This window comes from Mycoplana sp. ABR4_002 (assembly GCF_056159645.1).
Genome location: NZ_JBSWVO010000001.1, coordinates 853,722 through 880,264 on the forward strand (window position 1 = coordinate 853,722; position 26,543 = coordinate 880,264).

Genomic DNA, 26,543 nt, shown 5'->3' on the forward strand with positions numbered 1-26,543 from the left:
ATGCTGCTATACGTCACCGTCGGCACCAATCACCTGCAGCGCGCCGGCGCCTTCTACGACGCAGTCCTGCCGCTGCTCGGCTATCGCCGGCAGAAGCAGGCGGAGGGCGAAATCGGCTATGGCGCAGACGGGGACGTGCGCTGCCGCTTCTGGGTGGTCGAACCGTTCAACCGTGAGCCGGCAACCTTCGGCAACGGTGCGACCGTCGCCTTCGACGCGCCGAGCCGGGCGGCGGTAAACGACTTTCATGCTGCGGCGCTGGCAAGCGGGGGAACCGACGAGGGCGCGCCGGGCATCCGCCCGTTCCATCCGAACTTTTACGCCGCCTTCGTGCGCGACCTCGACGGCAACAAGCTCTCGATCGTCTGCGAGCGGCCGGAATAGGTCTGCAACCCGAATTCTGGCGGCGTGATGACTCCCGCGAGAGCACGGTTGTGACGCCGAAGCCGGTTTTCCACATGATCACCACAGACAAGGCCGTCGCAATAGGCTATCATGCGCCCTGGCCTGCCGAGGGTGATGACGCGCAGGCTGACGAGGAATACGGCTCGTGCCGCTCAGCTATCAGTTCGATCTCTGAAAGTGCATGAAGGCAACGCAAGCTGCCCGGGAGCAATCCCGGGCTTTTTGCTATTTCCAATCCGTCATGAACGTGTTACGAGCCCTCGCCAACTTCCAAGACTTATCTTGCAAGCGACCAGGTGGACGCCTCCCAGGCCCCTTGGACCGTAGCCTGTTACATCGAAGGGAATTTGGCCATGGCACGCATCATAGAAACCGCAACCGGACTGGAAGCACTCACCTTCGACGACGTGCTGCTTCAGCCCGGTCATTCCGAGGTCATGCCGGGCCAGACGAACATCGCCACCCGCATCGCCCACGACTTCGATCTCAACCTGCCGATTCTGTCCTCCGCGATGGACACCGTCACTGAGGCTAGGCTCGCAATCGCCATGGCGCAGGCCGGCGGCCTCGGCGTCATCCATCGCAACCTGACGCCCGCAGAGCAGGCGGAAGAGGTGCGCCAGGTCAAGAAATTCGAAAGCGGGATGGTCGTCAATCCGGTGACAATCGGCCCCGAGGCGACGCTCGCCGACGCGCTGGCGCTGATGAAGGCGCACGGCATTTCCGGCATCCCGGTGGTGGAGAAGAGCGAAGGCGTCGTCGCCGGCCGCCTCGTCGGCATTCTGACTAACCGCGACGTGCGCTTCGCCTCGGATCCGAAGCAGAAGATCCACGAACTGATGACCCGGGAAAACCTGATCACGGTGAAGGAGAGCGTCGACCAGCAGGAAGCCAAGCGGCTGCTGCACAAGCACCGCATCGAGAAGCTGCTGGTGGTCGATCCCGGCGGTCGCTGTGTCGGCCTGATCACCGTCAAGGACATCGAGAAGTCGCAACTCAACCCCAATGCATCCAAGGACGCGCAGGGCCGCCTGCGGGCCGCCGCGGCGATCTCGGTCGGTGACGACGGTTTCGAGCGCGCCGAGCGCTTGATCGAGGCCGGTGTGGACCTGCTCGTGGTCGACACCGCCCACGGCCATTCGCAGCGCGTGCTCGACGCCGTGACGCGGGTGAAGAAGCTGTCGAACTCGGTCCGCGTGATGGCCGGCAACGTCGCCACCGCTGGCGGCACGAAGGCGCTGATCGATGCGGGCGCGGACGCCGTCAAGGTCGGCATCGGCCCCGGTTCGATCTGCACCACGCGTATCGTCGCCGGCGTCGGCGTGCCGCAACTGGCCGCCATCATGTCGGCGGTCGAGGCTGCCCACGGGGCCGGCATTCCGGTGATCGCCGACGGCGGCATCAAGTTCTCGGGCGACCTCGCCAAGGCGATCGCCGCCGGCGCGTCCGCCTGCATGGTCGGCTCGCTGCTCGCCGGCACCGACGAAAGCCCGGGCGAGGTGTTCCTCTACCAGGGGCGCTCCTTCAAGGCCTATCGCGGCATGGGCTCGGTCGGCGCGATGGCGCGCGGCTCGGCCGACCGCTACTTCCAGGCCGAGGTGCGCGACACGCTCAAGCTGGTGCCGGAAGGCATCGAGGGGCAGGTGCCGTACAAGGGGCCGGTATCGGGCGTGCTGCACCAGCTCGCCGGCGGTCTCAAGGCCTCGATGGGTTATGTCGGCGGCCGCGACCTCAGGGACTTCCAGGAGAAGGCGACGTTCGTTCGCATCTCCGGCGCGGGCCTGCGCGAGAGCCATGCCCATGACGTCACGATCACGCGCGAGAGCCCCAACTACCCGGGCGCGAGCTCGTAAGGCGAGGCGCGGATCGACAGATGGCTGACGACAGGCGGCGCCGGTGGTGCCGCCTGTTTCATTTGGCGAAGCGGGCCTTGTCATCGCGCCTGCGGGATCCCTGTCGGAGCCGACCGTCTTGTCTTCGCCGCGATCACGCGACCGTGACGATCTGTTGTTCGGCATGGCTGTCCGTCGTGGCTTATTCTCTCACGCGAAGCGCACGTTCCCGGCGCGGCGATCACAGGAGAAGCCAACATGGAAAAGCTGCCGAAGATCACGCAGGCGATGATCGACGCCTATGGCGAATATACCCATCTGACGCTCGACCGTCGCCGTTTCATGGAGCGGCTGACGGCGCTTGCCGGATCCGCGGCCACCGCCGCGGCGATCGCCCCGCTGCTGGCTGCCGACAGCGCCAGCGCCGAGATGGTCGCCGAGGACGACGCGCGCCTGACGGCCGAGGAGGTCAGCTGGGCCGCGCCGAAGGGCCGCATGACGGGATACATAGCCCGCCCGAAGGACGCCCAGGGGCCGCTCGGCGGCGTCATCGTCATCCACGAGAACCGCGGCCTCAACCCGCACATCCGCGATGTCGCCCGCCGGATGGCGCTGGAGGGCTTTGTCGCCCTGGCGCCGGACTTCCTGTCGCCCGCCGGAGGCACGCCGGCCGACGAGGATCAGGCGCGCGACATGATCCGCGGCCTCGATCGCGCCGCCACCGCCGACGATGCGGTGGCAACGGTCGCCTATCTGTCCGAGCTCGACTGGGTGAACGGCAAGGTCGGCGCCATCGGCTTTTGCTGGGGCGGCGGGCTGGTCAACCGCCTTGCGGTGGTCGACCCGAACCTGAAGGCCGCGGTCGCCTATTACGGGGCGCAGCCGCCGGCCGAGGCGGTCGGCGATATCAACGCGGCCATGATGCTGCACTATGCCGGGCTGGATGAGCGCATCAACGCCGGCATCGATGCCTTCAAGGAGGCACTCGACGACCACGGAAAGACCTATGAACTGTTCGTCTACGACGGCGTCAACCATGCCTTCAACAACGACAGTTCCGCCGCCCGCTACGACAAGGCGGCCGCCGAACTCGCCTGGCAGCGTACCGTGGTGTTCCTGAAGCAGCATCTGGCATAACGCCGAACGGGCTTGCAGGGCTGCGGACGGAGCCGGTCGCACGATTGCCGGCAAGGGAGGGGCGACCCCTCGTCGGCTCCGGTCTCCGCTACAGCCACCTTGGACGAAACCGGGCAGGCGAGCACACCGCGGCCCGCGCTCCGGCCTTGTCAGCCGAACCACCGTCTGCCATGCCTGTCCGACACCGGATAGGAGACGTTCATGGCCGACTCATCGAACCGATTGCGCATTGCCGTCCTCTTTGGCGGGCGCTCTGCCGAGCACCAGGTTTCGGTGCTGTCGGCGACCAATGTTCTGCGCGCGCTGGCGGCGGCGAAATACGAGGCTATTCCGGTCTTCGTCACCCGGGACGGGCGCTGGCTGCTGAGCCGCTTCGACAACGGCGTGCTCGAGCAGCCCGCGCACGGCACGGAGTTGTGCCTGGTGCCGGGCGGATGCGGCCGGGCGCTGGCGATTCCGACCGACGGGGCGCCGCGGGAACTGGCGAAGGTCGATATCCTCTTTCCCGTGCTGCATGGCTTTCCCGGCGAGGACGGTGCGGTGCAGGGGCTTGCCGAGGTTGCCGGCGTCCCGCTTGTCGGTTGCGGCATCCTCGGTTCGGCGGCGGCCCTCGACAAGGACGTCGCCAAGCGGCTGCTGAACGAGGCCGGCCTGCCGACCGCCCGGTCCCGGACGGTTCACCAAGGGGCCGCGCCGACGTTTTCGGACCTCGTGGGCGCGCTCGGCGCGCCGCTCTTCATCAAGCCGGCCCGGCAGGGCTCCTCCGTCGGCGTGAGCAAGGTCTCGAGCGAGGAGGAATATGTGGCAGCGCTCGCCGCTGGCTTTGCCCACGACCGCAAGCTGCTGGTCGAGGAGTTCGTCCGGGGTCGCGAGATCGAATGCAGCGTGCTCGAAGATGCCGACGGAAGCCTCTTCGTGTCCCGTCCGGGCGAGATCGTGCCGGCCGAAAGCCACGGCTTCTACAGCTACGATGCCAAATACATCGACGCGGACGGGGCGACGTTGCGGGTTCCGGCCGACCTGCCGGCGGACGTCGAGGCGCGGATCCGAGACACCGCCGCAGCGGCCTTCCGGGCGCTTGGTTGCGACGGCATGGCCCGCGTCGACTTCTTCGTCACGGCGGGCACCGGCTTCGTCGTCAACGAACTCAACACCATCCCCGGCTTCACCGATATCAGCATGTACCCGAAGGCGATGGCGGCCAGCGGCGTCAGCTACGCCGAGCTCATCGACCGGCTCGTCGCCCATGGTCTTGCGCGCGCCGGCCGTTCGGCCTGATCCGGCTCACCACCCCGGCAGCACATGCCCGGGTCGCAGGCGCGGCAGCCGCGGAAACTGCTTGATGTCCGCCTCCGGCAGGTCGTCGTTGACGGCCAGCGGCGAGATGTTGTCGAGGCAGGCTGTGATATGGCTGGTGATCGCGTTCATCAGTGACGGCGACAGCCCGGGCCGCTTCATGATGCCGATCTGCACCGGCGCGAGCGGCGGGAAGCCATCCGCCTGCGTCAGCACCTTCATGCCGGGCCGCAGCGCCGATTCCGGCAGCACCGAGACCGCCATGCCGGCCATGACCGCGGCGGCCACGACCGTCGACGACCAGCTCGTGAACAGCACCTGGTAGTCGCGGCCGACTGAATCGAGCGCGGCGCAGGCGACCTGCCGCCACTGGCAGTCGCGCCGGCCGACGGCCAGCGGCACCGGTGCGTTCTCCGGCAGCGGATGGTTGGCCGACATCACCCAGCACAGCGGCTCGGTCCGCACCACGTCTGACTGGCGCTGGCGCGGGTTGTGGGTAACGAGCGCGATGTCGAGCTCGCCCTTGCCCATCTTCTCGGCCAGGTCCACCGACGGCTCACACACGATGTAGAGTTCGACGTTCGGGTGCGTCTTGGCGAAGCGGCTGATGATCTCCGGCATGTAGCGGTCGGCATAGTCGTCCGGCGTACCGATGCGCAACGTGCCTTCGAGCCGGTTGTCGTCGAAGGCAGCGATGGCTTCGTTGTTCAGGCGGAGCATGCGACGCGCGAAGTTCAGCAGCCGGTCACCCTCCGCCGTCAGCCGATTGCCGCGCCCGTCCTTCATGAACAGCTGCTTGCCGATCCTCTCCTCGAGCCGGCGCATCTGCATCGATACGGCTGACTGGGTCTTGAACACCCGATCCGCGGCCTTGGTGAAACTGCCGGTATCGGCGATGGCGACGAAGGTTTGCAGCTGGTCAATGTCGAGTGGAGCAGACATGGCGATATTCCATAAGAGGGTTTGATCAATACTATTAGAAACATTCGTTGGACTGATCAATGTCAATTTGCGAAAAGCGGGATGCAAGGTGAAGGGACGTTCAGCCGGCCCCTTGCACCAGCCGACTACCCGGCCTGCGCAGATCTGCGACGGGACGGGAACATATTGAAATACCTGTATCTTTTGCAAACGCCGGTCGGTTGTCGACCGGCGAAACGATCACGAGTGCGCGCAAACTGTCCGCAAGTCGCGGAGTGCGTCGCGCCGGAAAGGAGAAAACGCCATGCGCATGATTGACCGCCACATCGACCTCGACCTCGCTGCTTCGCAGCCGCCCCGTCCGACCCTCGCCGCCCGCCTGCAAAAGTCCGCGATTCGCCTCTTTCGCACATGGCTCAATCGCTCCGCCGTGAACCGGCTGCAGGATCTGGACGATTATCAGTTGCTCGATATCGGGCTGCGCCGGGACGATATCCGCGAGGCGATGACGTCCGCCTACTTCGCCGATCCCGGCCTGCATCTCACGCTTGCCGCGCGCGAGCGGGCCCGCAGACATTTGCGGAGCGGCTACCTCGATTGAGGTCGCTCCCAGCCTCCCCGCAGGGTGAGAGCCAATAGCCCTGCCACTTGCCCGGCGTGCGACCCTCCCTGGTCCCGCCGGGCTTTTTCTTGGTCATGTCGGGGAAGACTACTTCTTCTTGTTTGGACGCGGTTCCGTAGGGGTATCGGGGGCGTCCTGCGCTTTCGACGCGCTCGCGGCCTTGCCTTCCGAACCGGCGGACTTGCTCATCGCGTCGAAGATGCCCTCGATGCTCTTCTGGTAGTCCTTCTGCATCTCCAGCCCGGTATCGAACATGGTGTTGACGAACTTCGTCAGCGAGTCTGCCGGCGTGTCGGCTTTTTCCGGCTGCGGGGTTTCCGGCTTGCCGCCGCCCATCGCCGTCATCATGTCGGCAAAGGCCTTGGCGAAGGGGTTGTCGGCGAAAATGTTGGTCTCTTCCTTCTTGCCGCCGGCCGTGCCGAAAAAGGCCTGGGTGAAGGGATTGTTGAACGGGTTGGCGAGCGGGCTGGAGTCCGGCTCCGGCTTCTTCGCCATGCCCGTTGCCTGCAACCATTGCTGCATGGCCGCAACGAACGGGTTTTCCATCCCCTGCTGCGTGGCGCCGAAGTAAGGCGCGACCGATTGCTTGAACAGCCCGCCCATCAGGGTACTGGCGACCACCGGCATCATCTGCTTGTAGATTTCCTGGCCGATGCCGGTCATCTGCGCCGCTTGCGCCGCGATCGCGCGCGAAACCTCCTTGGAGCCGAAGAACTGGCCGAGCAGGTCGTTGCCCTGCTCGATGCCCTTCGGCGTGAAGGCCTTGGTCATGTCGTCGAAATATTTGGCGTAGTCACCGGAGTAGAGCGCCTTGAGGAAGGCGCCGAAGTCATAGGGATTGGTGGCGCTGCGCTTCAGGCCCTCGGAAAAGGCCGGCATCAGGGCGGACACGGCCTCGCTGGCCTGCTTCTGCGCCAGGCCGAACTGCTTCGCCATCACGTCCATCGCATTGCCGTTCTGGGCCTGCAGCATCAAATCGTAAAGCGGGATCATCGCCGGTCCTTTCGTCGTCCTGCGGGCAGCCGAATGCCAGTGCATCGTCACGTCGCGCGGCCGTGGCCCAAGCGCAAGCATGTGCTTGCACTATAACGGGAATATCCGGGACGGAAACTGCTTTTCTTGCGCGTGCGGCGCGGCGCGGTCAGTACTGGTACTCGGTGAAGACCGGCTCGACGGACTGGTTCCAGCGGCCGTGGTAGAGCGCCAGCATGTCCTCGGCCAGCGTCGATTTCTTGGCCAGCGCCTCTTCCAGCGGCGAGAGGAACACGGTCTCGTCGACGTCGTCGCCATTGCGGCGGTCGCGCGCGGTAAGCCCGGAACGGGAGATGGCGAGCACCTCCCGGCCGATCTCCCACAGCGACCGGCCGCGATGTGTCGCGTTCAGGCCGAGGGCCGGGACCGCGTCGCGCAGGGTGCTGACCTCCTCGACGGTCCAGTCGCGGGTCAGGTCCTCGGCGGCCGCAAGCGCGGTGTCGTCGTAGAGCAGGCCGACCCAGAAGGCCGGCAGCGCGCAGATGCGGCGCCACGGGCCCCCGTCGGCGCCGCGCATCTCCAGGAAGCGCTTCAGCCGCACGTCGGGGAAGAGCGTCGAGAGATGGTTGGTCCAGTCGCCCATGTTGGGCTGCCAGTCGGCGACCTCGCCCCGCAGCGCCCCGGCCATGAACTGGCGGAAGGTGATGTGCGTACAGTCGTGATACTTGCCGTCGCGCACGACGAAGTACATCGGCACGTCGAGCGCCCACTGGACGTAGTGCTCGAAGCCGAAATCGGGCGCAAAGGCGAAGGGGATGAGGCCGGCCCGGTTGTTGTCGGTGTCGCGCCAGATATCGCCGCGCCAGGAGACCAGCCCGTTCGGCTTGCCCTCGGTGAACGGGGAGGAGGCGAAGAAGGCAGTGGCGAGCGCCTGCAGCTTGAGCGACACCTGCATCTTGCGGCGCATGTCGGTCTCGGAGCCGAAGTCGAGATTCACCTGGATGGTGCAGGTACGATACATCATGTCCAGGCCTTGGCTGCCGACCTTGGGCATGTACCGGGTCATGATCTCGTAGCGCGACTTCGGCATCTTCGGCGTCTCGCCGAGCGTCCATTTCGGGCTGCCGCCCATGCCGAGGAAGCGGATGCCGAGCGGCTCTGCGACGCTGCGGAGCGTCGCCAGGTGCTGGTTCGATTCCTTGCAGGTCTGGTGGAGGTCCTCCAGCGGGGCGCCGGAAAGTTCGAACTGCCCGCCCGGTTCGAGCGAGATGGCGCCGGCGCCACCCGGCCCCGAAAGCCCGATGATATTGTCGCCGTCCATGATCGGCTCCCACGCGGACCTGGCCTGCATGCCGTTCAGCAGTGCCGATATGCTGCGTTCGCCGAAATAGGGCACCGGGCTGTTGTCGGCCGTGTAGAAGACGAACTTCTCGTGTTCGGTCCCGATGCGGAACGCCTCCTTCGGCTTGCAGCCGGCGGCGAGGTAGTCGGTCATATCCGCTATCGAGCGAACCGGCGTCTGGTCGGTGGTGTCACGGGCCATGGGCGTCTTCTTGTGCAGATGGAACCCGGCCGAAGGGCCAGGCGGTGAAGGGTGCTTGGACCGTAATCATGTGAGGCGCAAGCAAATTTCTTTCAAGGTTCCATCAAAAAAACGGAATGTTGGCGGCCGGTGACCGGCGCCTGCGCGTCTTGGTTGCCTGAGCGCCGGCTATCGCCAGTCGCCGATCGTAGCCTGGATCACCGCCATCGCGGCGACGGCGGCGGTGTCGGCCCTGAGGATGCGCGGGCCGAGCGGGATGGCGGTGACGAACGGGAGGCCGCGCAGCAGTTCCCGTTCCGCGTCAGAAAAACCGCCTTCCGGGCCGACCAGCAGCGCCAGCCTGCTTCCCTGAAGGGTTTGGAGCGCGGGCAGCGGGTTCTGGCTGTCATGCCCCTCGTCGCAAAAGACGATGCGCCGGTCCCCCGGCCAGTCCCGCAGCAGGTCATCGAGCCGTCGCGGCGCCTCGACCTTCGGAATGCCGAGGATGCCGCACTGCTCGGCCGCCTCGATCACGTTCGCCTCGATCCGTTCCAGGCTGGTGATCTTGCCCTGCACGTGTTGCGTCATCACCGGCTGCAACAGGCCGGCGCCCATCTCGACCGCCTTCTGCACGATATAATCGAGCCGGCCGACCTTCAGCGGCGCGAACAGATAGTGCAGGTCGCTGGGCGCCGGCTGCGGCCGCGTCTGTTCGGAGACGGTCATGAGCAGGCGTTTGCGGGTGGGGTAGGAGAGTTGCGCCCGCCATTCCCCGTCGCGACCGTTGAACACGAGAACCCCGGTTCCCTCCTCGGCCCGAAGAACGTTGGCGAGGTAGTGGAACTGGTCCTTCGAGGCCTCGAACACGGCGCCCGCGGCGAGATCCGGCTCGACGAAAAGGCGCTGCATGCGGTAGTTGGCGCGCATGGTCTTCCCTTCAGCCGAACAGGGCATGGAGGAGGGCGAACAGCAACGCCGCCGCAATCGCGGTCAGCGGGACGGTGACGATCCAGGCGGCGACGATGGTCATGAAATGCGATCGCCGCACCAGGCGGCGCCGGCGGAGTTCGTCCGGGTTGTGGTCGTCGAACTCGTCCGGGGCGACGAAGCCGCCGCGCGTGCGGATGTAGTTCAGCCGGCGCTTCGAATTGCGCGTATACCACTCCCGGAAGAACCCGACGCCGAACACCGAGCCGACGGCGACGTGGGTGGAGCTCACCGGCATGCCCAAGGCGGACGCGACGAGCACGGTCACGGCCGCGGACAGTGCCACGCAGTAGGCCCGCATCGGATTCAGCTTGGTGATGTCCTTGCCGACCAGCTGGATCAGCTTCGGACCGAACAACAGCAGGCCGAGCGAGATGCCGAGCGCGCCGATCAGCATCACCCATAGGGGCACGGCGGCGTCGAAACCCGACTCCGCCGTCTGGGCGGTGTGAACGATCGCGGCCAGCGGGCCGATGGCGTTGGCGACGTCGTTGGCGCCGTGCGCGAAGGAGAGCAGGGCCGCGGAAAAGATCAGCGGAAGCCGGAACAGCTTGCGCAGGGACTGGTTGCGGTTCTCGAGCCCGGCCGATTGCCGCGCGATGATCGGGACGCTGGCCGCATAGGCCAGGAGGCCGGCGGCGAGCCCGATCAGCAGCCCGGTCCCGAGCCCCAGCCGGACGATATGGTCGAGCGGGCTGATGACCAAGTAGGCGGCAAAGCTGCCCATCATCGCCGCGATCAGGACCGGAACCCAGCGGCAGGCGGCCTCGATCTTGTCGTGGCGGTAGACGATCGCTTCCTTGATGAAGAACGAGAACAGCGCAGCGATCAGCCCGCCGAGCAGCGGCGAGGCCACCCAGCTGATGGCAATGCCCGACATCAGGGCCCAGTTCACGGATGAGGCGCCGGCGGCGGCGACGCCAGCGCCCATCACAGCGCCGACGATGGCATGGGTCGTCGAGATCGGCGCGCCGAGCCAGGTCGCGGCGTTGAGCCAAGCCGCTGCCGAGAGCAGGGCGGCCAGCATGGCCCAGATCAGCGTGTCCGGCGGCATCGAGGTCGGCACGACGATCCCCTTGGAGATCGTGGACACGACGTCGCCACCGGCGAGCAGGGCGCCCAGCGTCTCGAAGCTCGCCGCGATGACGAGTGCGACCCCCATGGTCAGGGTGCGCGAGCCGACGGCGGCGCTGACGTTGTTGGCCACGTCGTTCGCACCGATGTTCATCGCCATGTAGGCGGCAAGGGCGGCTGCTGCGATGATGACGGCCGCACCGGGTCGGTCGATGACGATGGCGCCGGCGGCGATCGTGGCCAGCGCGAGGAAAATGAAGCCGACGCCCGGCGCCACCAGCCCCCTCGAGACAAAAGTCGACGCCTGCTCGATGCGCGTCAGCTTGTCGAGATCCTTGTCGAGGGTCGGTTTTCCCAGCCGTGCGGGGGTATTGTCCATCGGGTGCTCCAGCGTCACCGTGGCACTACTGGCTCAGTGCGACGAGAGCAATACGGCCACACGGTCAGGCGCGAGCATTTTTTACCGTGGGAACATGGTGCTTCGCCGGGGCAGGCCGGTTCGCCGCGGCCCAGTCCCGTTCGAAGTCGAGGATCAACTGCTTCAGCATGGGTTCGTCCACGCGGGCGGCGGCCTCGCTGCAGGACACCCATTCCGTCCGCCGTTGGCCTTTCTCCGGGTAGTTCTTGCACAGTTCGTCGGTTTGGAGCGAATAGACCTGCACCTTGCACGGCACCGACAGGCCCTGGGACAGTCCCTTGTCGTACATGTAGTAACCGACCGGTTCCTTGTGCACCTTGCCCCTGACGCCGGCCTCCTCGTAGGCTTCGCGTTCGGCAACGGCGTGGGCCGCCTTGCCCTCCATCGGCCAGCCCTTGGGGATGATCCACCGCCCGGTGTCGCGGCTGGTCGCGACCAGAACCTGCAGGCCGCCATTTTTCTTCCGGAATCGATAGCACAGGGCGGCATACTGGATGCGCGCAGGGCGACGGAACATCAATTGCACATCATGGGCGATGCGATTGAATATGTTCAATTTGGTTCTCATGTCCTTTCCGCGTCGCCTTGCGAGCTTTCGTGCTGATTCGCGAGCGCCTGATCCCGTCAGTATGAGCGCATTTGGTTCTCTGTAAACGTCAGTACCGCCGCGGAGCCCGGCAATGAAGGATAAATTGGGTAAAAGGGCGGCGGCGCTATTCGCTTTTGCCCAGGGCGTTGCGCTGCTGCATCCGCAACTGTGATATCCGCTGCCATTCGCCGGTGCGCTCCGCCTCCCGGATGGCCTCGAAGATATAGTCTATATGGGCCTGGGCCGCGGCCTTTGCAACGCCGGGCTCTCCGCCGATGATCGCCGCGCCGATCGCCTCGTGCTGTTCCAGCAGCTGGCCGCGCGCGCGGTCGGAGGCAAACACCAGATGGCGGTGGAAGAAGATTCCCTGTTCCAGCAACCGGTAACAGGCCCGGAGGGTGTGCAGCAGGATGATGTTGTGCGCCGCCTCGCCGATGGCGTTGTGCAGGTCGACGTCGGCGGCAAGCTCGTCCTCGAAGCGACCGCTCTGGTGGGCCCTGCGCATTTCCTGAAGGATGCCGGCCAGCACCTGCCGGTCGTAGTCCGTCGCGCGTTCGGCGGCGAGTTCGGCCGTGATGCCTTCGAGGGCCCGGCGGTATTCGAGGTAGTCGATCGTCGCGCGCTGGTGGCGGGCGATCAGATCGACGACCGGCTTCGAGAACACCTGGCCGATGATGTCGGCAACGTAGGTGCCGCCGCCGTGATGGCTGACGAGCAGTCCGCGCGCCTCCAGCTCCTTGAGCGCCTCGCGCAGGATCGGCCGCGACACGTCCAGCCGCTTCGACAGTTCCCGTTCTCCCGGCAGCCGGTCGCCGTCGCGCAGGATGCCTTCAAGCAGCAGCAATTCGATCTGGCGCACCACCTCGTCCGCCGTGCGGCTGTGGCTGACCCGGGCAAACAGGTCGAAGGGGGGATGGGCGGGCGTGCTTTCCATGACGCGAAGGATAGCAGCGCCCCGCCACTGGTCAATAAACTTGTCCAGCGACGGCCGGGCTGCGTCAATGCGTCATTTTTGCTCGGCAGTTGTGTTTTGCTAAGAAGGACCAGTGAGTGCATCTAGAGGGGACGATGCAGGCATGAGCAATGGAAGCTTTGCTTTCCCGCCGGCGACGCAGCGCGCGCAGGCGTTGGGGGAGATTCACGCCCGACCATACGCGCTGGTGCCGTCGCCGCGGGTCATCTTTCAGCTTGCCTTCCTGACCGAGGGCGGTTCGGCGGTCGACCACGCCGTTCTGTCCGAGCTGTCGCGCTCGCGCGGCATTTCACCGCCAGCGCGCGATGCCAGCCATCACGCCATGAGTTGGGGGCAGGGGACGCTGCGCTGGGAGCGACACACCGAATTCTCCACCTATTTCTGGGACTGTCCGGTGCCGGAACGTTTCGGCGACGTCGTGCCGGTGCATCCGTTCGGCGACAGCTTCTCCCCGCCAGGCACGCTCATTTCCGGAATCCGCCTTGAGCTGCGGCCGGACACCGAACAGACGCAGGAGGCGATCCGCACCTTCGACCCGACCAGCCTCTGCTACAGCGAGGTCAAGGACCGGCAGGCGATCATCGTCACCGACTTTCGCCAGAACGGCGACGGCCTGACGCCGATCCTGGTTATCGACCGCGGCCTGACCGAGGCCGGGCGCGGGGCGCTGGTGCAGCGCCTGCTCGACATCGAGACCTACCGGACGCTGGCGATGATCGGGCTGCCGCTCGCCCAGTCGCTTTCGCCCGAGATCCGGCGGATCGAGGACGGCCTCACCGCCGTCACCCAGCGTATGAAATTGCACGCGCGCGCCGAGGCGGACTCGATGCTGTCCGAGATCACCCGCCTGGCCGCCGAACTGGAGGCCAATGCCGCGCTTAGCCTTTACCGCTTCGGCGCCAGCCGTGCCTATTACGGCATCGTGCAGGAGCGCATCCGAACGCTCGCCGAGACAGCCATCTCCGGCTACGAGACGCTCGGCTTCTTCCTCGAGCGCCGGCTGGCTCCTGCGATGCGGACCTGCCAGTCGATCGAGGAGCGGCAGGCGAACCTGTCACGCAAGCTCGCCCGCGCTACCGCGCTTCTGCGCAGCTGGATCGACGTCGAGCTGGAGCAACTGAACTCGACGCTGCTCAATTCGATGGACCGTCGCGCAAGGTTGCAACTCCGGCTGCAGCAGACCGTCGAGGGCCTCTCGGTCGCGGCGATCTCCTACTATGTCGTCGGCCTGTTCGGCTACCTGGCCAAGTCCGCGAACAGCCTTGGCCTGCCGGTCAAGCCGGAGACGCTGACGGGTCTGTCGGTGCCGGTGGTCGTGCTCGGCATGTGGCTGCTGGTGCGGGCGATCCGGCGCAGGCACGCCGGCGAGGATGCGCAATAGCGCCGGGCAAATACCTGTCGGGCGGGGGCGGTCAGCCCGGCGCCTGACCGTGTTCCCAGTAGGGCGTCGGGCCGTAGAGCGTGGCCAGGTAGTCGATGAAGACGCGCACCTTGGCCGGCAGGTATTGCCGGCTGGCGTAGATTGCCGAGAGCACGACGTTGCGCGATCCCTCGTATTGCGGCAGCACCTGGACCAGCCGCCCGTCGCGCAGTTCCGGGCCGATGTCCCAGGTCGAGCGCAGCGCGATCCCCATGCCGGAGATCACCGCCTCGCGCACCACTTCGCTCGAGTTGGTGATCAGCCGTCCCTGTGGCCGGTAGGCCACGGCGCCCTCCGGTCCCTCCAGCCGCCAGATGTCCTGGCTGTGCGGCGGGATGCAGACATGGTCGGCAAGGTCGGCCAGCGAGCGCGGCCGGCCGTGGCGTTCGATATAGGTGGGCGCGGCGGCCAGCACGCGGCGCACTGGAGCAAGCCGGCGGGCGACCATCGAGGAGTCCGGCAGCTCGCCGATCCGGATCGCCAGGTCGAAGCCCTCGCCGACGATGTCGGAAAATTCGTCCGTCAGCACCAGGTTGACCAGCAGGTCCGGATTGCCGTCCATGAACGCCTTGAGGTGCGGCGCGATGTGCATGCGGCCGAACGAGGTCGGGGCGGAGATGCGCAACGTCCCCTTCATTGCGCCGGCGCGACCGGAGACGAACGCTTCGGCCTCCTCGATGCCGGCGAGAATCCCTAGGATGCGCTCGTGAAAGCCGTGTCCGGCCTCGGTCAGCGAGACCTGCCGCGTCGTGCGCTGCAAGAGACGCGTGCCGAGCCGTTCCTCCAGCCGCTTGATCCGCTTGGACACCGCGGCGGGCGCGAGCCCGAGCGTACGTCCCGCCGCCGACATGCTTCCGGTCGTCACCACGCGCGAGAAGATTTCGAGGTCGCCCAGATTCGTCACAAATGCGTTCCATTCTCGCCCTAGTGGAAAAAGTGCTTAGCATTTGCCTGCCTCCCCGCAAAGTGGTAAACAAAAAATACCAATTGGACGGGAGGGCGTTTCATGGAGCAGATCGGCTTCCTGCCGCCGAAGGCGGCGGTGCTGTCGCGGCGGCGCGAGATCGTCGGCGATCTGAAGGATCTGCTGCCGGAAGGTTGCCTGGTGCACGAGCCGCGTGAACTGGTACCCTTCGAGACCGACGCCTTCGTCTCCTATCGCCGCGTTCCGCTCGCGGTGGCGCTGCCGGAGACCACGGCCCAGGTCGCGGCGGTGATGAAATACTGTCACCGCTACGGCATCCCGGTCGTGCCGCGCGGCGCCGGCACCTCGCTCTCTGGCGGCGCGATCCCGCAGGAGGACGCGGTCGTACTGGGGCTGTCGAAGATGTCGCGCATCCTCGAGGTCGACCTGGCCAACCGCACCGCCACCGTCCAGGCCGGCGTCACCAATCTTGCGATTTCCGATGCCGTTTCCGGCGACGGCTACTTTTATGCGCCCGATCCCAGTTCCCAGCTCGCCTGCACGATCGGCGGCAACATCGGCATGAACTCCGGTGGCGCCCACTGCCTGAAATACGGGGTGACGACCAACAACCTGCTCGGGGTGAAGCTGGTCCTCGTCGACGGAACGGTGATCGAACTGGGCGGCAAGGCGCTAGACGCGCCGGGCCTCGACCTGCTCGGCCTCGTCTGCGGCTCCGAAGGGCAGCTCGGCGTCGTCACCGAGGCGACCGTGCGGCTGATCGCCAGACCGGAAGGCGCACGGCCGGTGCTGTTCGGCTTCGACAGTTCGGAAGAGGCGGGTGCCTGCGTCGCCGACGTCATCGGCGCCGGCATCATCCCGGTCGCGATCGAGTTCATGGACAAGCCGGCGATCACCATCTGCGAAGCCTTCGCGCAGGCCGGCTATCCGATGGACGTCGAGGCGCTGCTGATCGTCGAGGTCGAGGGTTCCGAGGCCGAGATGGACGACATGCTGCAGCGGATCATCGAGATCGCCGGGCGCCACGGCGTCAGGGTGGTCCAGGAAAGCCAGTCCGCCACCCAGGCGGCGCTGATCTGGAAGGGCCGCAAGTCCGCCTTCGGCGCCACCGGCCGCATCGCCGACTACATCTGCATGGACGGCACCGTGCCGCTCAGCCAATTGTCGAACGTGCTGCGCGGGACGGCGGAGATCGTCGCCCGCCACGGCTTGCGGGTTGCGAACGTGTTCCACGCCGGCGACGGCAACATGCATCCGCTGATCCTGTTCAACGCCAACGATCCGGACGATGCCGCGCGCGCCGAAGAGGCCGGCAACGAGATCCTGAGACTCTGCGTTGATGCCGGCGGCTGCCTGACCGGCGAGCACGGCGTCGGCATCGAGAAGCGCGACCTGATGCGGCACCAGTACGCCGAGGCCGACCTTGCCCAGCAGATGGCGGTACGGGCTGCCTTCGATCCGCAGTGGATCCTCAATCCCTCGAAAGTATTCCCGCTGGAAGGGCGACCGGCCGCATGAGCGTCATTCACGACCCCTTGTCCGAGGAGGCCGCCTCCCGGATCGTCCGCGCCGCCGTGGCCGCCGCCAGCCCGCTTGAGATCCGCGGCGGCGGCACCCGCACGCTGGCGGCTGCGGCCCCCGGGCGCGACGTCCTGTCGTCGGCCGGATTGTCCGGCATCGTCACCTACAACCCGGCCGAGATGACGATGACGGCCAGGGCCGGCACGCCGCTGGAGGAAATCGCCGCGGCGCTGGCCGAACGGCGCCAGATGCTGTCCTTCGAGCCGCTCGACCTCCGGCCGGCGCTCGGCACCGGCGGCGTGCCGACCATCGGCGGCGCCTTTGCCACCAATGCCTCAGGCCCGCGCCGCTTCGTCGCCGGCGCCGCCCGCGATAGCCTGCTCGGCGTCCGCTTCGTCAATGGCGCGGGCGAAATCGTCAAGGCGGGCGGGCGCGTGATGAAGAACGTCACCGGGCTCGACCTGACCAAGCTTCTCGCCGGCTCGCGCGGCACGCTGGCCTTGCTGACAGAGGTGACGTTCCGGCTGCTGCCGCTGCCCGAAACGGCCGCAACGATCGTCGTCTCCGGCTTGAACGACGCGGAGGCGGCGGCGGCCATGGCGACGGCGATGTCGCTGTCGGTGGAGGTCTCCGGTGCGGCGCATTTGCCCGAGAGCGTGGGCGGCCGCTTTCTCTCCGGGCGGCTGCCCGTGGGCGCGGCAACCGTGCTGCGCCTCGAGGGCCTGGCCGCGTCCGTCGCGGTCCGCGCCGAAAAGCTGGCGGCGGCGATGGCCCGGTTCGGTGCGGTGTCGGCGTTGGACGAGGAGGCCAGCCAGCAGCTCTGGCGCGAGATACGCGACGTCCATCCCTATGCCGACGGCACCGCGCGGCCGCTCTGGCGCGTCTCCGTCGCCCCCACGGTCGGCCATCAACTGGTCGCCGCGCTCCGGCTCGAGACCGGGGTCGATGCCTTATACGACTGGCAGGGCGGTCTCGTCTGGTTGCGGATGGAAGCGGATCCCGAGGCCGAACTGGTCCGCCGCTACATCAAGGCGCTCGGCGGCGGCCATGCGACGCTGATGCGGGCTTCGCATGCCAAGATGGCCGCGACGCCGGTCCTGCAGCCGCAGGCCGAGGCGGTCGAGGCGCTGAGCGCGCGGATCCGGGCAAGCTTCGATCCGGCCGGGATCTTCGCGGGGAATGTCGGGGTCGGGGCCGCCAGCTGATGCAAACGAACTTTACCGCCGAACAGCTCGCCGATCCGCATGTCGCAGCCTCCGAAAAGATCCTGCGCAAATGCGTCCATTGCGGCTTCTGTACCGCCACCTGCCCGACCTACGTGACGCTCGGTAACGAGCTCGACAGCCCGCGCGGGCGCATCTACCTGATCAAGGACATGCTGGAAAACGGCCGGCCCGCGGACGAGCAGGTGGTCACCCATATCGACCGCTGCCTCTCGTGCCTTGCCTGCACGACGACCTGCCCCTCCGGCGTCGACTACATGCACCTGGTCGACCATGCCAGGGTGCACATCGAAAACACCTATCGCCGCCCGTTCTGGAACCGGATGACGCGCAGCCTGCTCGCCGCCGTGCTGCCGCATCCGCAGCGCTTCCGGCTGGCGCTGCGCGCAGCGGCGCTCGGCCGTCCCTTCGCCGGTCTGCTGAAGCGGATGAAGGGGCTGGAGCCCTTCGCCGCCATGCTCGAACTGGCGCCGCGCCGCGTGCCGAAGCCCTCGGCGAGCGCGGCCCCGGGCGTCCATGCGGCGGCGGGAGCCCGGCGCGGCCGGGTCGCGATCCTGTCCGGTTGCGCCCAGCCGGTGCTGAAGCCGGAGATCAACGCGGCGACCATCGGCCTCCTCACCCGCCTCGGGGTCGAGGTGGTGGCGCCGGCCGGCGAGGTCTGCTGCGGCGCGCTCGTCCACCACATGGGTCGCGAGGAGCAGGCGCTGGAGGCGGCCCGCCGCAACGTCGACGTATGGCTGGGCGAGGTTGAGCGCGGCGGCCTCGACGCCATCATCATCACCGCCTCCGGCTGCGGCACGACGATCAAGGACTACGGCTTCATGCTGCGGCTGGACCCGGCCTATGCGGAACGGGCGGCGCGCGTCTCGGCGCTCGCCAAGGACGTGACGGAGTATCTCGCCACGCTCGACCTGCCGCGACAGGAGATCAAGCGCGTCAACGTCACCTACCATTCGGCCTGCTCGATGCAGCACGGGCAGAAGATCACCGCGCTGCCGAAGACGCTGCTGAAGAATGCCGGATTCACCGTGCGCGATCCGGCCGAGGGGCATTTGTGCTGCGGCTCGGCCGGAACCTACAACATCCTGCAGCCGGAGATTTCCGCCACGCTGAAGGCGCGCAAGGTCCGCAACCTCGAGGCGACGAAGCCCGATGTGATCGCCACCGGCAACATTGGTTGCATCACCCAGATCGCTACCGGTACGGACGTGCCGATCCTGCACACGGTCGAACTGCTGGACTGGGCCTATGGCGGAAAAAAGCCGGCGGCGCTGGCCGACGACTAGCTCTGGCCGTCGCTTCGGCCGAAAAAAATATGGCGCGCAGACGGTTCCCGGCCGCGCGCCGATCGGTTCAAGCCGCGGCTGTTCAGCCGCCGAAGTTGCCGAACAGCGTGCGCAGCACGTCGACGCCGCGGTCGTCGTAGCTGACCTTGCCCTGGCGGTCGCCGGGGCCGACGACGATCACCTTGGCGCCGATCGAGGCGCGCTCGTAGAGGTGCTCCACGTCCTTGTTCATCATGCGGATGCAGCCGGACGACATGTTCAGGCCGATCGACCAGGGCTCGTTGGTGCCGTGGATGCGAAAGGCGGTGTCGTGGCCGGCCTTGGAATAGAGGTAGAGCGCGCGCGCGCCGAGCGGATTGTCGATGCCGCCTTCCTGATAGGCGGGCAGGATCCGGCCCTTCTTGCGTTCGCGGGCGATCATTTCCGGCGGCGGCGTCCAGCCCGGCCACTCGGCCTTGCGGCCGACCTTGACGACGCCCGACCAGCCGAAGCCCTCGCGCCCGACGCCGATGCCGTAGCGGACCGCCCGCTTCTTGTCTTCGACGAGATAGAGGTACTTGTTGTTGGTGTCGACGATGATCGTGCCTGGCTTTTCGTCCGTCACCAGTCGCACCATGCGGCGATGGTATTTCGGCGCCACCGACTTCTGCTGCGCGATGCGAACGGTATCGCCGGACCGGGTGTCCGGTGCGCCGGTCGTGAAAGCGTTCGCGGTGGCTGCCGGCAGTACGGAAGCAAGCGCGATGCCCGCCGCCAGCAGCGCGTGAACGGATCTTCTCATGTCGTATTTCCTTGTCGGTCCCACTTCGCGGGCGACGCTAGCGAAGTCTGGCCGCAATTCAAGCGCCGTCCGGCGGGTGATTAAGGAAATGGTAATGCAATGGCGGACCGGTGTTGCCGATGGCGCACAGGAACGGCGGCGCAAGGCCGCCGTTCGGAGGCTTTCGCCCCTGGTGGAGCGATCAGATCACGATCACCTTCGTGCCGAGGCCGACGCGCTCGTAGAGGTCGACGACGTCCTCGTTGCGCATGCGGATGCAGCCGGAGGAAACGCCGTAGCCGATCGTCCAGGGGGCATTGGTGCCGTGGATGCGATAGAGGGTCGAACCGAGATAGAGTGCGCGCGAACCGAGCGGGTTCTCCGGCCCGCCTTCCATGAAGGATGGAAGGTAGTGGCCTTTGGCCGCCTCGCGCTGGATCATCTCCTTCGGCGGCGTCCAGCTTGGCCACTCGCGCTTGGCCGTGACCCTGTGCGTGCCGGCCCACTCGAACCCGGGCTTGCCGACGCCGACGCCGTAGCGCCGTGCCTTGCCGTCGCCCAGCACGAGGTAGAGGAAGCGGTTGTCGGTGTCGATCACGACCGTGCCGGCCTTGTGGGCCGTCTCGTAGGCGACGACCTGTGGCAGGAACATCGGGTCGATCGCGGTCCGGGCTGGCCTGGCACCGGTCACGGCGGCCTGTTGCACCCCGGAAGCCGGCGGCTTCCGGCCGAACAAGGGTTGCCACCGGCGGGCGGTGCTCTTCTGTGCGGATACCGCCGGGCGAACGTCGCGGCCGGTCAGTTGCATCAGCCAGGGGGCCGTCAGGTCGGGGCTGACGACGACCGGCGGGCGGGAGCCGTAGCGGTCATTGGCCTGGGCGGCCGGAACCGCGACCAGCAGGCTCGCGGCAACTAGCAGGGTTTTTCTCAACATCGGGCGTACTCTTTACCTCTCGCCGGACAACACGGATCCGTCGCCCCGGCGGGGCGGCGGCTGACACACGGTTCGCGCGCACCCGAGGGGCGCACTCGGCGGCAATGCTCGCACCGCACGGAAAGCGAATGGTAAATTGCCGTTCATTAAAGGGCGAGCGAACGGCGAAAGCTTCGGGTAGGGTTATTGCCGCCTTTCCGAATCTGGTTGATGAATGGTAAAGCGAACAAAAAGGAAACGCGGAGGCTCGGAATGACGGAGAAGGGGATCATCATCGGCGAGGACGGCCTGCGCCGCTGCGCCTGGCACGGCAATCTCGAGGATTATCGCCGTTACCACGACGCGGAGTGGGGGCGACCCGTCACCGACGACGTTCGCCTGTTCGAGAAGATCTGCCTCGAGGGATTCCAGTCCGGCCTGTCGTGGCTGACGATACTGCGCAAGCGCGAGAACTTTCGCGCCGCCTTCGCCGGCTTCGATTTCGACAGGGTGGCGACGTTCGGCGACGAGGACATCATCCGCTGCCTTGCCGATCCCGGCATCGTGCGCCATCGCGGCAAGATCGTCTCCACCATCAACAATGCCCGCCGCGCACAGGAGTTGCGCCAGGAGTTCGGGTCGCTGGCGCGCTATTTCTGGAGCCAGGAACCGGCGCCCGGCGAGCGGCCCGAGGTGATGGATTTCGCGACGTTGATGGCCAATCCGAGCACACCGACCTCCACGCGCATCTCCAAGGACCTGAAGAAGCGCGGCTGGACATTCGTCGGCCCGACCACCGTCTATGCCTTCATGCAGGCGATGGGTCTGGTCAATGACCATCTCGCCGGATGCTTCTGCCAGCCGGAGGTGGACCGGCTGCGGCGTGGCCTGGACCGCTCGTTCCGCGCCGTTGCCGCAACGTGAGGACGAATGGCCAGCCGGCAGGAAGAAGCATGCGCATAACCTTGTGCGGTAATGTCTTTGTCGCCGCCACGCCGTCGATTTCTGGTGTAAATTTTCGCGAATCATGTATCGTTTTGGTTGCGGGGCAATCAGATGACTGATTCAACTTGGGGCGTGCGGCGTTTTTGCCAGGGTGCACCGTTTAGTGCTGAGTGTCTTAGCCTACGGGGAAGAAATGACGCATAACGGGGAAATGCTCGAAGCCTGGGCCTGCAGCAAGGCGCAGGAAATCGTCTTGCGCGAGGGGTTCGACCTGATCCGGTCGGTCAAGACGGGCAACAATATCGAAATCCGGCAGCAAAGCCTGACGCTGGCGAAGGTCATCGCTGCGTCCCTGGTTGAGGCCTCTACTGCGGCCGGTGCAGCACCCATGCGTGCGGCCAAGTAAATAACGGCGGACCACAGCGAGCGGATCCCGGTGGGATGCCACCGGGATCCGTTCTTTACTTGGCGTTTTTCTCCAGCCAGGCCTTCATGAAGGCGCTCTCGCTTTCCTGCGCGGCGATTACCGCTTCTGCCAGTTCTCGCATGGCGGGGTCGGTGCCGAATTCGAGCTCGATCCGGGCCATGTCGATCGCACCCTGGTGATGGGCGATCATGCCACGGGCAAAATCGACGTCGGCATTGCCGGTGAACGGAATGTCCATGTCGGCATGCATCTTCGCATTGGCGTCGGCAAAGGCCTTGCTCGACGCGCCCTGGTCGCCCTTCGGCGCGACGGTCTGTGTGGAGGAGTGGGAGGCCGGCCCATGGGCCGCGTGGTTCTCGGCGGCGGCCGGCAGGGCGAGGACGAGCGCGAGGGTGGCGCCTGCAATGAAGGTCCTGGTGTTCATGTCGTGTCCTGTCTGAAGTGGTTCGGCGGAGCGGCGCTCCGCGTTGTTGGCTGGCTTCAGGACGCTTCATCCCTGGGCGGGGGGTCTGGCGGCGTTACGCACCCGCCGTCGAGCGTGGCGGCGGCCCGCAGGTGCCGGACGGCGACGCTGGACGGCGCTCTCGACCGCGGGATTTCGGCGGGCACGGCGGCGGATGGACGGTAGCCCCGTCCGGCCCGTGGTGAGCCGCCCGGTCGTTGCCGGTCGCGTGTTCGATGTACGATGGCGCACTGGCCGCGGTATGAAGCGAGGCCGCCATCACGGGCGCCCAGCCTGCGAATGGGGCGGCGATCACGGCCAGGATCAGGAACAACGCTCTCATGCCGAGCGATGTAGGTGGCCTGCCGGCGGCGGAAAAGCCCTCCCGTCAGCGCCGGCGCTAATTTTTGGTGCGGCAGAACGGCAGGGCCGCGGCCCGGCCTCGGCCGTCGCCCTTGCCGCACCGGGTTCAATCCGCTAGGGAAGCCGGCACGAGCGACATCAGCAGTCCGGGCGTCCCCATGAGCGAAAAACAGAAGAAGCCACAGAAACTCAAGGCCCGCCTGCCGCGCGGCTTCGTGGACCGGTCCGCCGCCGATATCCGGGCCGTGGAGGAGATGACCGCGAAGATCAGGGAAGTCTACGAGCGCTACGGCTTCGATCCGGTCGAGACGCCCCTGTTCGAATACACCGATGCGCTCGGCAAGTTCCTGCCCGACAGCGACCGGCCGAACGAGGGCGTGTTCTCGCTGCAGGACGACGACGACCAGTGGATGAGCCTGCGCTACGACCTGACGGCCCCGCTCGCCCGCCACGTCGCCGAGAACTTCCAGGAGATCCAGCTTCCCTATCGCACCTATCGCGCCGGCTACGTCTTCCGAAACGAGAAGCCGGGCCCGGGGCGGTTCCGCCAGTTCATGCAGTTCGACGCCGACACCGTCGGCACCGCGGGCGTCCAGGCGGACGCCGAGATGTGCATGATGATGGCGGACACGATGGAGGCGCTCGGGATCAAGCGCGGCGACTACGTCATCCGCGTCAACAACCGCAAGGTGCTCGACGGCGTGCTCGAGGCCATCGGACTTGGCGGCGACGACAAGGTCAATGCCCGCCTGACCGTGCTGCGCGCCATCGACAAGCTCGACAAGTTCGGCCCCGAGGGCGTCCGCCTGCTGCTCGGCGAGGGCCGCAGGGACGAATCCGGAGACTTCACCAAAGGCGCGGGGCTGAACCCCGAGCAGATCGAGAAGGTCCTCTTCTTCGTTGGCATCAAGGACTATGCGGAGAGCGCCGACCGTCTGGCGACGCTGGTGGCCGGCTCCGCCAGGGGTCCGGAGGGCGTCGACGAACTGAACCAGATCGGCCACCTGGTCGCGTCTGCCGGCTACGACAGCGACCGCATCAAAATCGACCCGTCGGTCGTGCGCGGCCTGGAATATTACACCGGCCCCGTGTTCGAGGCCGAACTGCAGTTCGCCGTCACCAACGAGAAGGGCGAGAAGGTGGTGTTCGGCTCGGTCGGCGGCGGCGGCCGCTATGACGGGCTCGTCTCGCGCTTCATGGGCCAGCCGGTTCCGGCGACCGGCTTCTCCATCGGCGTCTCGCGGCTGATGACGGCGCTGAAGAACCTCGGCAAGCTCGGCCAGGACGAGGTCGTGGCGCCGGTGCTCGTCACCGTCATGGACGGCGACGTCGACAGCATGGGCCGATACCAGCGTTTCACCCAGGCGCTGCGCGCTGCCGGCATCCGTGCCGAGATGTACCAGGGCAACTGGAAGAAGTTCGGCAACCAGCTGAAATATGCGGACCGCCGTAGCTGCCCGGTCGCCATCATCCAGGGCGGCGACGAGCGCGTGCTCGGCGTGGTGCAGATCAAGGACCTGATCGAGGGCAAGCGGCTGTCCGGCGAGATCGAGGACAACGTCACCTGGCGCGAGGCGCGGGTGGCGCAGGTCACGGTATCCGAGGAGGACCTGGTCCAGCGGGTGCGCGAGATCCTGGCGCATCAGGCCGACGACCGGAGACGGTCGGCCAGGGGCTGACGGGAGCCATCCGATGCCGTTGATCAACCTCCCTTCGTTTGCGCCCGGCCTGCTGGCCGACTTCGAGAGCCTCGGCACCGAGCGCGTCGACACGCCGGTGATCCAGCCGGCCGGGCCGTTCCTCGACATGGCCGGCGAGGACCTGCGCCGCCGCATTTTCATGACGGAGAGCGAGACCGGGCAGAGCCTGTGCCTGCGGCCGGAATTCACCATCCCCGTCTGCCTGCGCCACATCGAAAGCGCGACCGGCACGCCGCGGCGCTACGCCTATCTTGGCGAGGTCTTCCGCCAGCGGCGCGAGGGCGCGAGCGAGTTCTACCAGGCCGGCATCGAGGATCTGGGGGAACGGGACGTGGCTCGCGCCGACGCGCGTGCCGTCCATGACGCGCTGTTCGTGCTCGGCCGCAGGCTGCCGGGACGCCCGCTCAGCGTGGTGCTGGGCGACCAGGCTGTGTTCGAGGCGGTGATTGCTGCCTGCGGATTGCCCGGCGGCTGGCAGAAGCGGCTGATCCATGCCTTCGGCAACCAGCAACAGTTGCGCGACCTCCTGGCGGCACTGGCCGAGCCGGCCGCAACGGGCGTGTTTGGCGCCGAGGTCGAGCGGCTGGCGATCCTCGGCCTGCTCGACGACGAGGCGAAGCTCACCGCCCATATCGACGCGACCATGCAGGCGACCGGCTATTCCACGAATGCGAGCCGCAACCCGGCCGAGATCGCCCGGCGGCTACGGGAGAAGATGGCGCTGGCGAGCACCCGGCTCGACCCCGGCACGCTGGAGACGCTGCGCGCCTTCCTTGCGATCGAGGTTCCGTTCGCGCAGGCTCCCGCGGTCCTGTTCGACTTTGCCCGCACCGCCGGCCTTGCCATCGACGACGCGCTCGAGCGCTTCGACATCCGCGCCCGGGCGCTTGCCGACGCCGGCGTCGACGCAGCCGCGCTCGCCTACCGCAGCGCCTTTGGGCGCCCGCTCGACTACTACACCGGCCTCGTTTTCGAGGTCACCGCCAGCGGGAGCCCGGCGGTCCTGGCCGGCGGCGGCCGCTTCGACCGGTTGATGACGCTTCTCGGGGCGCAGACCTTCATCCCGGCCGTCGGCTTCTCGCTCTGGCTCGACCGGATCGAGCATGCGATCGCAGAAGGGGCATCCGCATGACGATCACCATCGCGCTGCCTTCCAAGGGCCGGATGAAGGAAGATGCCTCCGAGGTGTTCCTCCGTGCCGGCTACCAGATCGTTCCGGTCGGCAACGATCGCTCCTATCGCGGCCGGGTCGAGGGGCGCGACGACATCGAAATCGCCTTCCTATCCGCCTCCGAGATCTCCCGCGAGATCGGCAACGGCACGGTGGATTTCGGCGTCACCGGCGAGGACCTGGTGCGCGAAGGGCTGGCGGAGGCCGACGCGCGCGTCGAGTTCTGCGCCCGCCTCGGCTTCGGCCACGCCGACGTCGTCGTCGCCGTGCCGGAGATCTGGCTCGACGTCGACACTATGGCCGACCTCGGCGACGTGGCGGCCGACTTCCGCGCCCGCCACGGCCGCCGCCTCACGATCGCGACCAAGTACTGGCGGCTGACGCAGCAGTTCTTCTCCGGCAATCACGGCATCCAGCTCTATCGCATCGTCGAGAGCCTCGGTGCCACGGAGGGTGCGCCCGCATCGGGCTCGGCCGACATCATCGTCGACATCACCTCCACCGGCTCGACGTTGCGCGCCAATCACCTGAAGATCCTCTCCGATGGCGTGATCCTGAGGTCAGAGGCCTGTCTGGTGCGGGCGCGCAAGGCGAGCCACGACGGCGATCCGGTGGTGGCGGAGATCATCCGGGCCGTGCGGCAGGCCGTCTAGGCCGGCATTGTTGCGGTCGGGGTGGCGGTGACGCAGCCGCCTTCCT

Annotated in this window: 25 protein-coding genes; 14 read left to right on the plus strand and 11 right to left on the minus strand. The window is 66.9% G+C overall.

All coding sequences use genetic code 11. The annotated features are described in order from the left end of the window. The 4 genes from ACXAGF_RS04065 (at position 1) to ACXAGF_RS04080 (ending at position 4,652) form a co-directional block, all read left to right on the plus strand. On the plus strand, positions 1-384 hold the full coding sequence (locus ACXAGF_RS04065) for a VOC family protein (protein WP_475014662.1): 384 nt from the start codon (positions 1-3) through the stop codon (positions 382-384). A 374-nt stretch (positions 385-758) separates the two neighbouring features. Then, the gene (guaB, locus tag ACXAGF_RS04070) at positions 759-2,258 is read left to right on the plus strand and encodes an IMP dehydrogenase (RefSeq protein WP_475014664.1); all 1,500 of its coding nucleotides are present in this window, start codon (positions 759-761) and stop codon (positions 2,256-2,258) included. A gap of 237 nt (positions 2,259-2,495) precedes the next feature. Beyond that, positions 2,496-3,374 (plus strand): dienelactone hydrolase family protein, encoded by an 879-nt coding sequence (locus ACXAGF_RS04075; RefSeq protein ID WP_475014666.1) that lies wholly within the window; start codon positions 2,496-2,498, stop codon positions 3,372-3,374. A 201-nt stretch (positions 3,375-3,575) separates the two neighbouring features. Then, on the plus strand, positions 3,576-4,652 hold the full coding sequence (locus tag ACXAGF_RS04080) for a D-alanine--D-alanine ligase family protein (RefSeq protein ID WP_475014667.1): 1,077 nt from the start codon (positions 3,576-3,578) through the stop codon (positions 4,650-4,652). 6 nt (positions 4,653-4,658) lie between these two features. Here the strand turns inward: ACXAGF_RS04080 and ACXAGF_RS04085 are convergent, their stop codons facing one another. Beyond that, positions 4,659-5,612 (minus strand): LysR substrate-binding domain-containing protein, encoded by a 954-nt coding sequence (locus ACXAGF_RS04085; RefSeq protein ID WP_475014669.1) that lies wholly within the window; start codon positions 5,610-5,612, stop codon positions 4,659-4,661. 283 nt (positions 5,613-5,895) lie between these two features. Between ACXAGF_RS04085 and ACXAGF_RS04090 the strand changes: the two genes are divergently transcribed. Beyond that, positions 5,896-6,192 (plus strand): YjiS-like domain-containing protein, encoded by a 297-nt coding sequence (locus ACXAGF_RS04090; protein WP_475014671.1) that lies wholly within the window; start codon positions 5,896-5,898, stop codon positions 6,190-6,192. Positions 6,193-6,300: 108 nt separating this feature from the next. Here the strand turns inward: ACXAGF_RS04090 and ACXAGF_RS04095 are convergent, their stop codons facing one another. The 6 genes from ACXAGF_RS04095 to ACXAGF_RS04120 all read right to left on the minus strand — a co-directional run bounded on the left by ACXAGF_RS04095 (position 6,301) and on the right by ACXAGF_RS04120 (position 12,709). After that, positions 6,301-7,206 (minus strand): DUF937 domain-containing protein, encoded by a 906-nt coding sequence (locus tag ACXAGF_RS04095; RefSeq protein WP_475014672.1) that lies wholly within the window; start codon positions 7,204-7,206, stop codon positions 6,301-6,303. 148 nt (positions 7,207-7,354) lie between these two features. Then, entirely contained in the window at positions 7,355-8,728 is a 1,374-nt protein-coding gene (locus ACXAGF_RS04100) for a glutamate--cysteine ligase (RefSeq protein ID WP_475014674.1), read from the minus strand. A 168-nt stretch (positions 8,729-8,896) separates the two neighbouring features. Beyond that, on the minus strand, positions 8,897-9,634 hold the full coding sequence (locus ACXAGF_RS04105) for a 16S rRNA (uracil(1498)-N(3))-methyltransferase (protein ID WP_475014677.1): 738 nt from the start codon (positions 9,632-9,634) through the stop codon (positions 8,897-8,899). 10 nt (positions 9,635-9,644) lie between these two features. Next, a complete protein-coding gene (locus tag ACXAGF_RS04110; RefSeq protein ID WP_475014679.1) occupies positions 9,645-11,147 on the minus strand; it encodes an inorganic phosphate transporter in 1,503 nt (500 codons plus the stop codon). A 64-nt stretch (positions 11,148-11,211) separates the two neighbouring features. After that, positions 11,212-11,742 carry an NUDIX hydrolase gene (locus ACXAGF_RS04115; protein ID WP_475019206.1) on the minus strand — a complete coding sequence of 177 codons (531 nt, stop codon included), beginning with the start codon at positions 11,740-11,742 and terminating at the stop codon, positions 11,212-11,214. 157 nt (positions 11,743-11,899) lie between these two features. Continuing rightward, entirely contained in the window at positions 11,900-12,709 is an 810-nt protein-coding gene (locus ACXAGF_RS04120; RefSeq protein ID WP_475014681.1) for a FadR/GntR family transcriptional regulator, read from the minus strand. Positions 12,710-12,851: 142 nt separating this feature from the next. Here ACXAGF_RS04120 and ACXAGF_RS04125 point away from each other — a divergent pair, with 142 nt between their 5' ends. After that, positions 12,852-14,129 carry a DUF3422 family protein gene (locus ACXAGF_RS04125; RefSeq protein ID WP_475014682.1) on the plus strand — a complete coding sequence of 426 codons (1,278 nt, stop codon included), beginning with the start codon at positions 12,852-12,854 and terminating at the stop codon, positions 14,127-14,129. Positions 14,130-14,160: 31 nt separating this feature from the next. Here ACXAGF_RS04125 and ACXAGF_RS04130 read toward each other — a convergent pair whose 3' ends face one another. Beyond that, positions 14,161-15,072: a LysR family transcriptional regulator gene (locus ACXAGF_RS04130; protein WP_475014684.1), complete on the minus strand. Its 912-nt coding sequence runs from the start codon at positions 15,070-15,072 to the stop codon at positions 14,161-14,163. A gap of 102 nt (positions 15,073-15,174) precedes the next feature. Between ACXAGF_RS04130 and ACXAGF_RS04135 the strand changes: the two genes are divergently transcribed. Genes ACXAGF_RS04135 through glcF form a run of 3 tightly spaced genes read left to right on the plus strand, consistent with a single transcriptional unit; the run spans position 15,175 to position 19,123 of the window. Continuing rightward, entirely contained in the window at positions 15,175-16,611 is a 1,437-nt protein-coding gene (locus tag ACXAGF_RS04135; protein ID WP_475014686.1) for an FAD-linked oxidase C-terminal domain-containing protein, read from the plus strand. Beyond that, positions 16,608-17,819: an FAD-binding protein gene (locus tag ACXAGF_RS04140; protein WP_475014687.1), complete on the plus strand. Its 1,212-nt coding sequence runs from the start codon at positions 16,608-16,610 to the stop codon at positions 17,817-17,819. The genes ACXAGF_RS04135 and ACXAGF_RS04140 overlap by 4 nt, the downstream gene beginning before the upstream one ends. Next, positions 17,819-19,123 (plus strand): glycolate oxidase subunit GlcF, encoded by a 1,305-nt coding sequence (gene glcF, locus ACXAGF_RS04145; protein ID WP_475014688.1) that lies wholly within the window; start codon positions 17,819-17,821, stop codon positions 19,121-19,123. Before ACXAGF_RS04140 ends, glcF begins: the two co-directional genes overlap by 1 nt. A gap of 82 nt (positions 19,124-19,205) precedes the next feature. Here the strand turns inward: glcF and ACXAGF_RS04150 are convergent, their stop codons facing one another. After that, on the minus strand, positions 19,206-19,904 hold the full coding sequence (locus ACXAGF_RS04150) for a L,D-transpeptidase (RefSeq protein WP_475014689.1): 699 nt from the start codon (positions 19,902-19,904) through the stop codon (positions 19,206-19,208). A gap of 181 nt (positions 19,905-20,085) precedes the next feature. After that, positions 20,086-20,817: a L,D-transpeptidase gene (locus tag ACXAGF_RS04155; RefSeq protein WP_475014690.1), complete on the minus strand. Its 732-nt coding sequence runs from the start codon at positions 20,815-20,817 to the stop codon at positions 20,086-20,088. Positions 20,818-21,069: 252 nt separating this feature from the next. Here ACXAGF_RS04155 and ACXAGF_RS04160 point away from each other — a divergent pair, with 252 nt between their 5' ends. Continuing rightward, the gene (locus tag ACXAGF_RS04160; RefSeq protein WP_475014691.1) at positions 21,070-21,720 is read left to right on the plus strand and encodes a DNA-3-methyladenine glycosylase I; all 651 of its coding nucleotides are present in this window, start codon (positions 21,070-21,072) and stop codon (positions 21,718-21,720) included. Positions 21,721-21,952: 232 nt separating this feature from the next. Beyond that, complete coding sequence (locus tag ACXAGF_RS04165; RefSeq protein ID WP_475014693.1) at positions 21,953-22,147, plus strand: hypothetical protein; 195 nt, start codon at positions 21,953-21,955, stop codon at positions 22,145-22,147. A 55-nt stretch (positions 22,148-22,202) separates the two neighbouring features. Here ACXAGF_RS04165 and copM read toward each other — a convergent pair whose 3' ends face one another. Beyond that, positions 22,203-22,592 (minus strand): CopM family metallochaperone, encoded by a 390-nt coding sequence (gene copM / locus ACXAGF_RS04170; protein WP_475014695.1) that lies wholly within the window; start codon positions 22,590-22,592, stop codon positions 22,203-22,205. Positions 22,593-23,131: 539 nt separating this feature from the next. Between copM and hisS the strand changes: the two genes are divergently transcribed. The 3 genes from hisS to hisG are packed head-to-tail and all read left to right on the plus strand — an operon-like array spanning position 23,132 to position 26,497. Then, positions 23,132-24,652 (plus strand): histidine--tRNA ligase, encoded by a 1,521-nt coding sequence (gene hisS, locus ACXAGF_RS04175; protein ID WP_475014696.1) that lies wholly within the window; start codon positions 23,132-23,134, stop codon positions 24,650-24,652. A gap of 13 nt (positions 24,653-24,665) precedes the next feature. After that, positions 24,666-25,805 carry an ATP phosphoribosyltransferase regulatory subunit gene (locus ACXAGF_RS04180; RefSeq protein ID WP_475014698.1) on the plus strand — a complete coding sequence of 380 codons (1,140 nt, stop codon included), beginning with the start codon at positions 24,666-24,668 and terminating at the stop codon, positions 25,803-25,805. Beyond that, positions 25,802-26,497, plus strand: coding sequence for an ATP phosphoribosyltransferase (gene hisG, locus ACXAGF_RS04185; protein WP_475014699.1), 696 nt, complete (start codon positions 25,802-25,804; stop codon positions 26,495-26,497). Before ACXAGF_RS04180 ends, hisG begins: the two co-directional genes overlap by 4 nt. Positions 26,498-26,543: the final 46 nt, after the last annotated feature.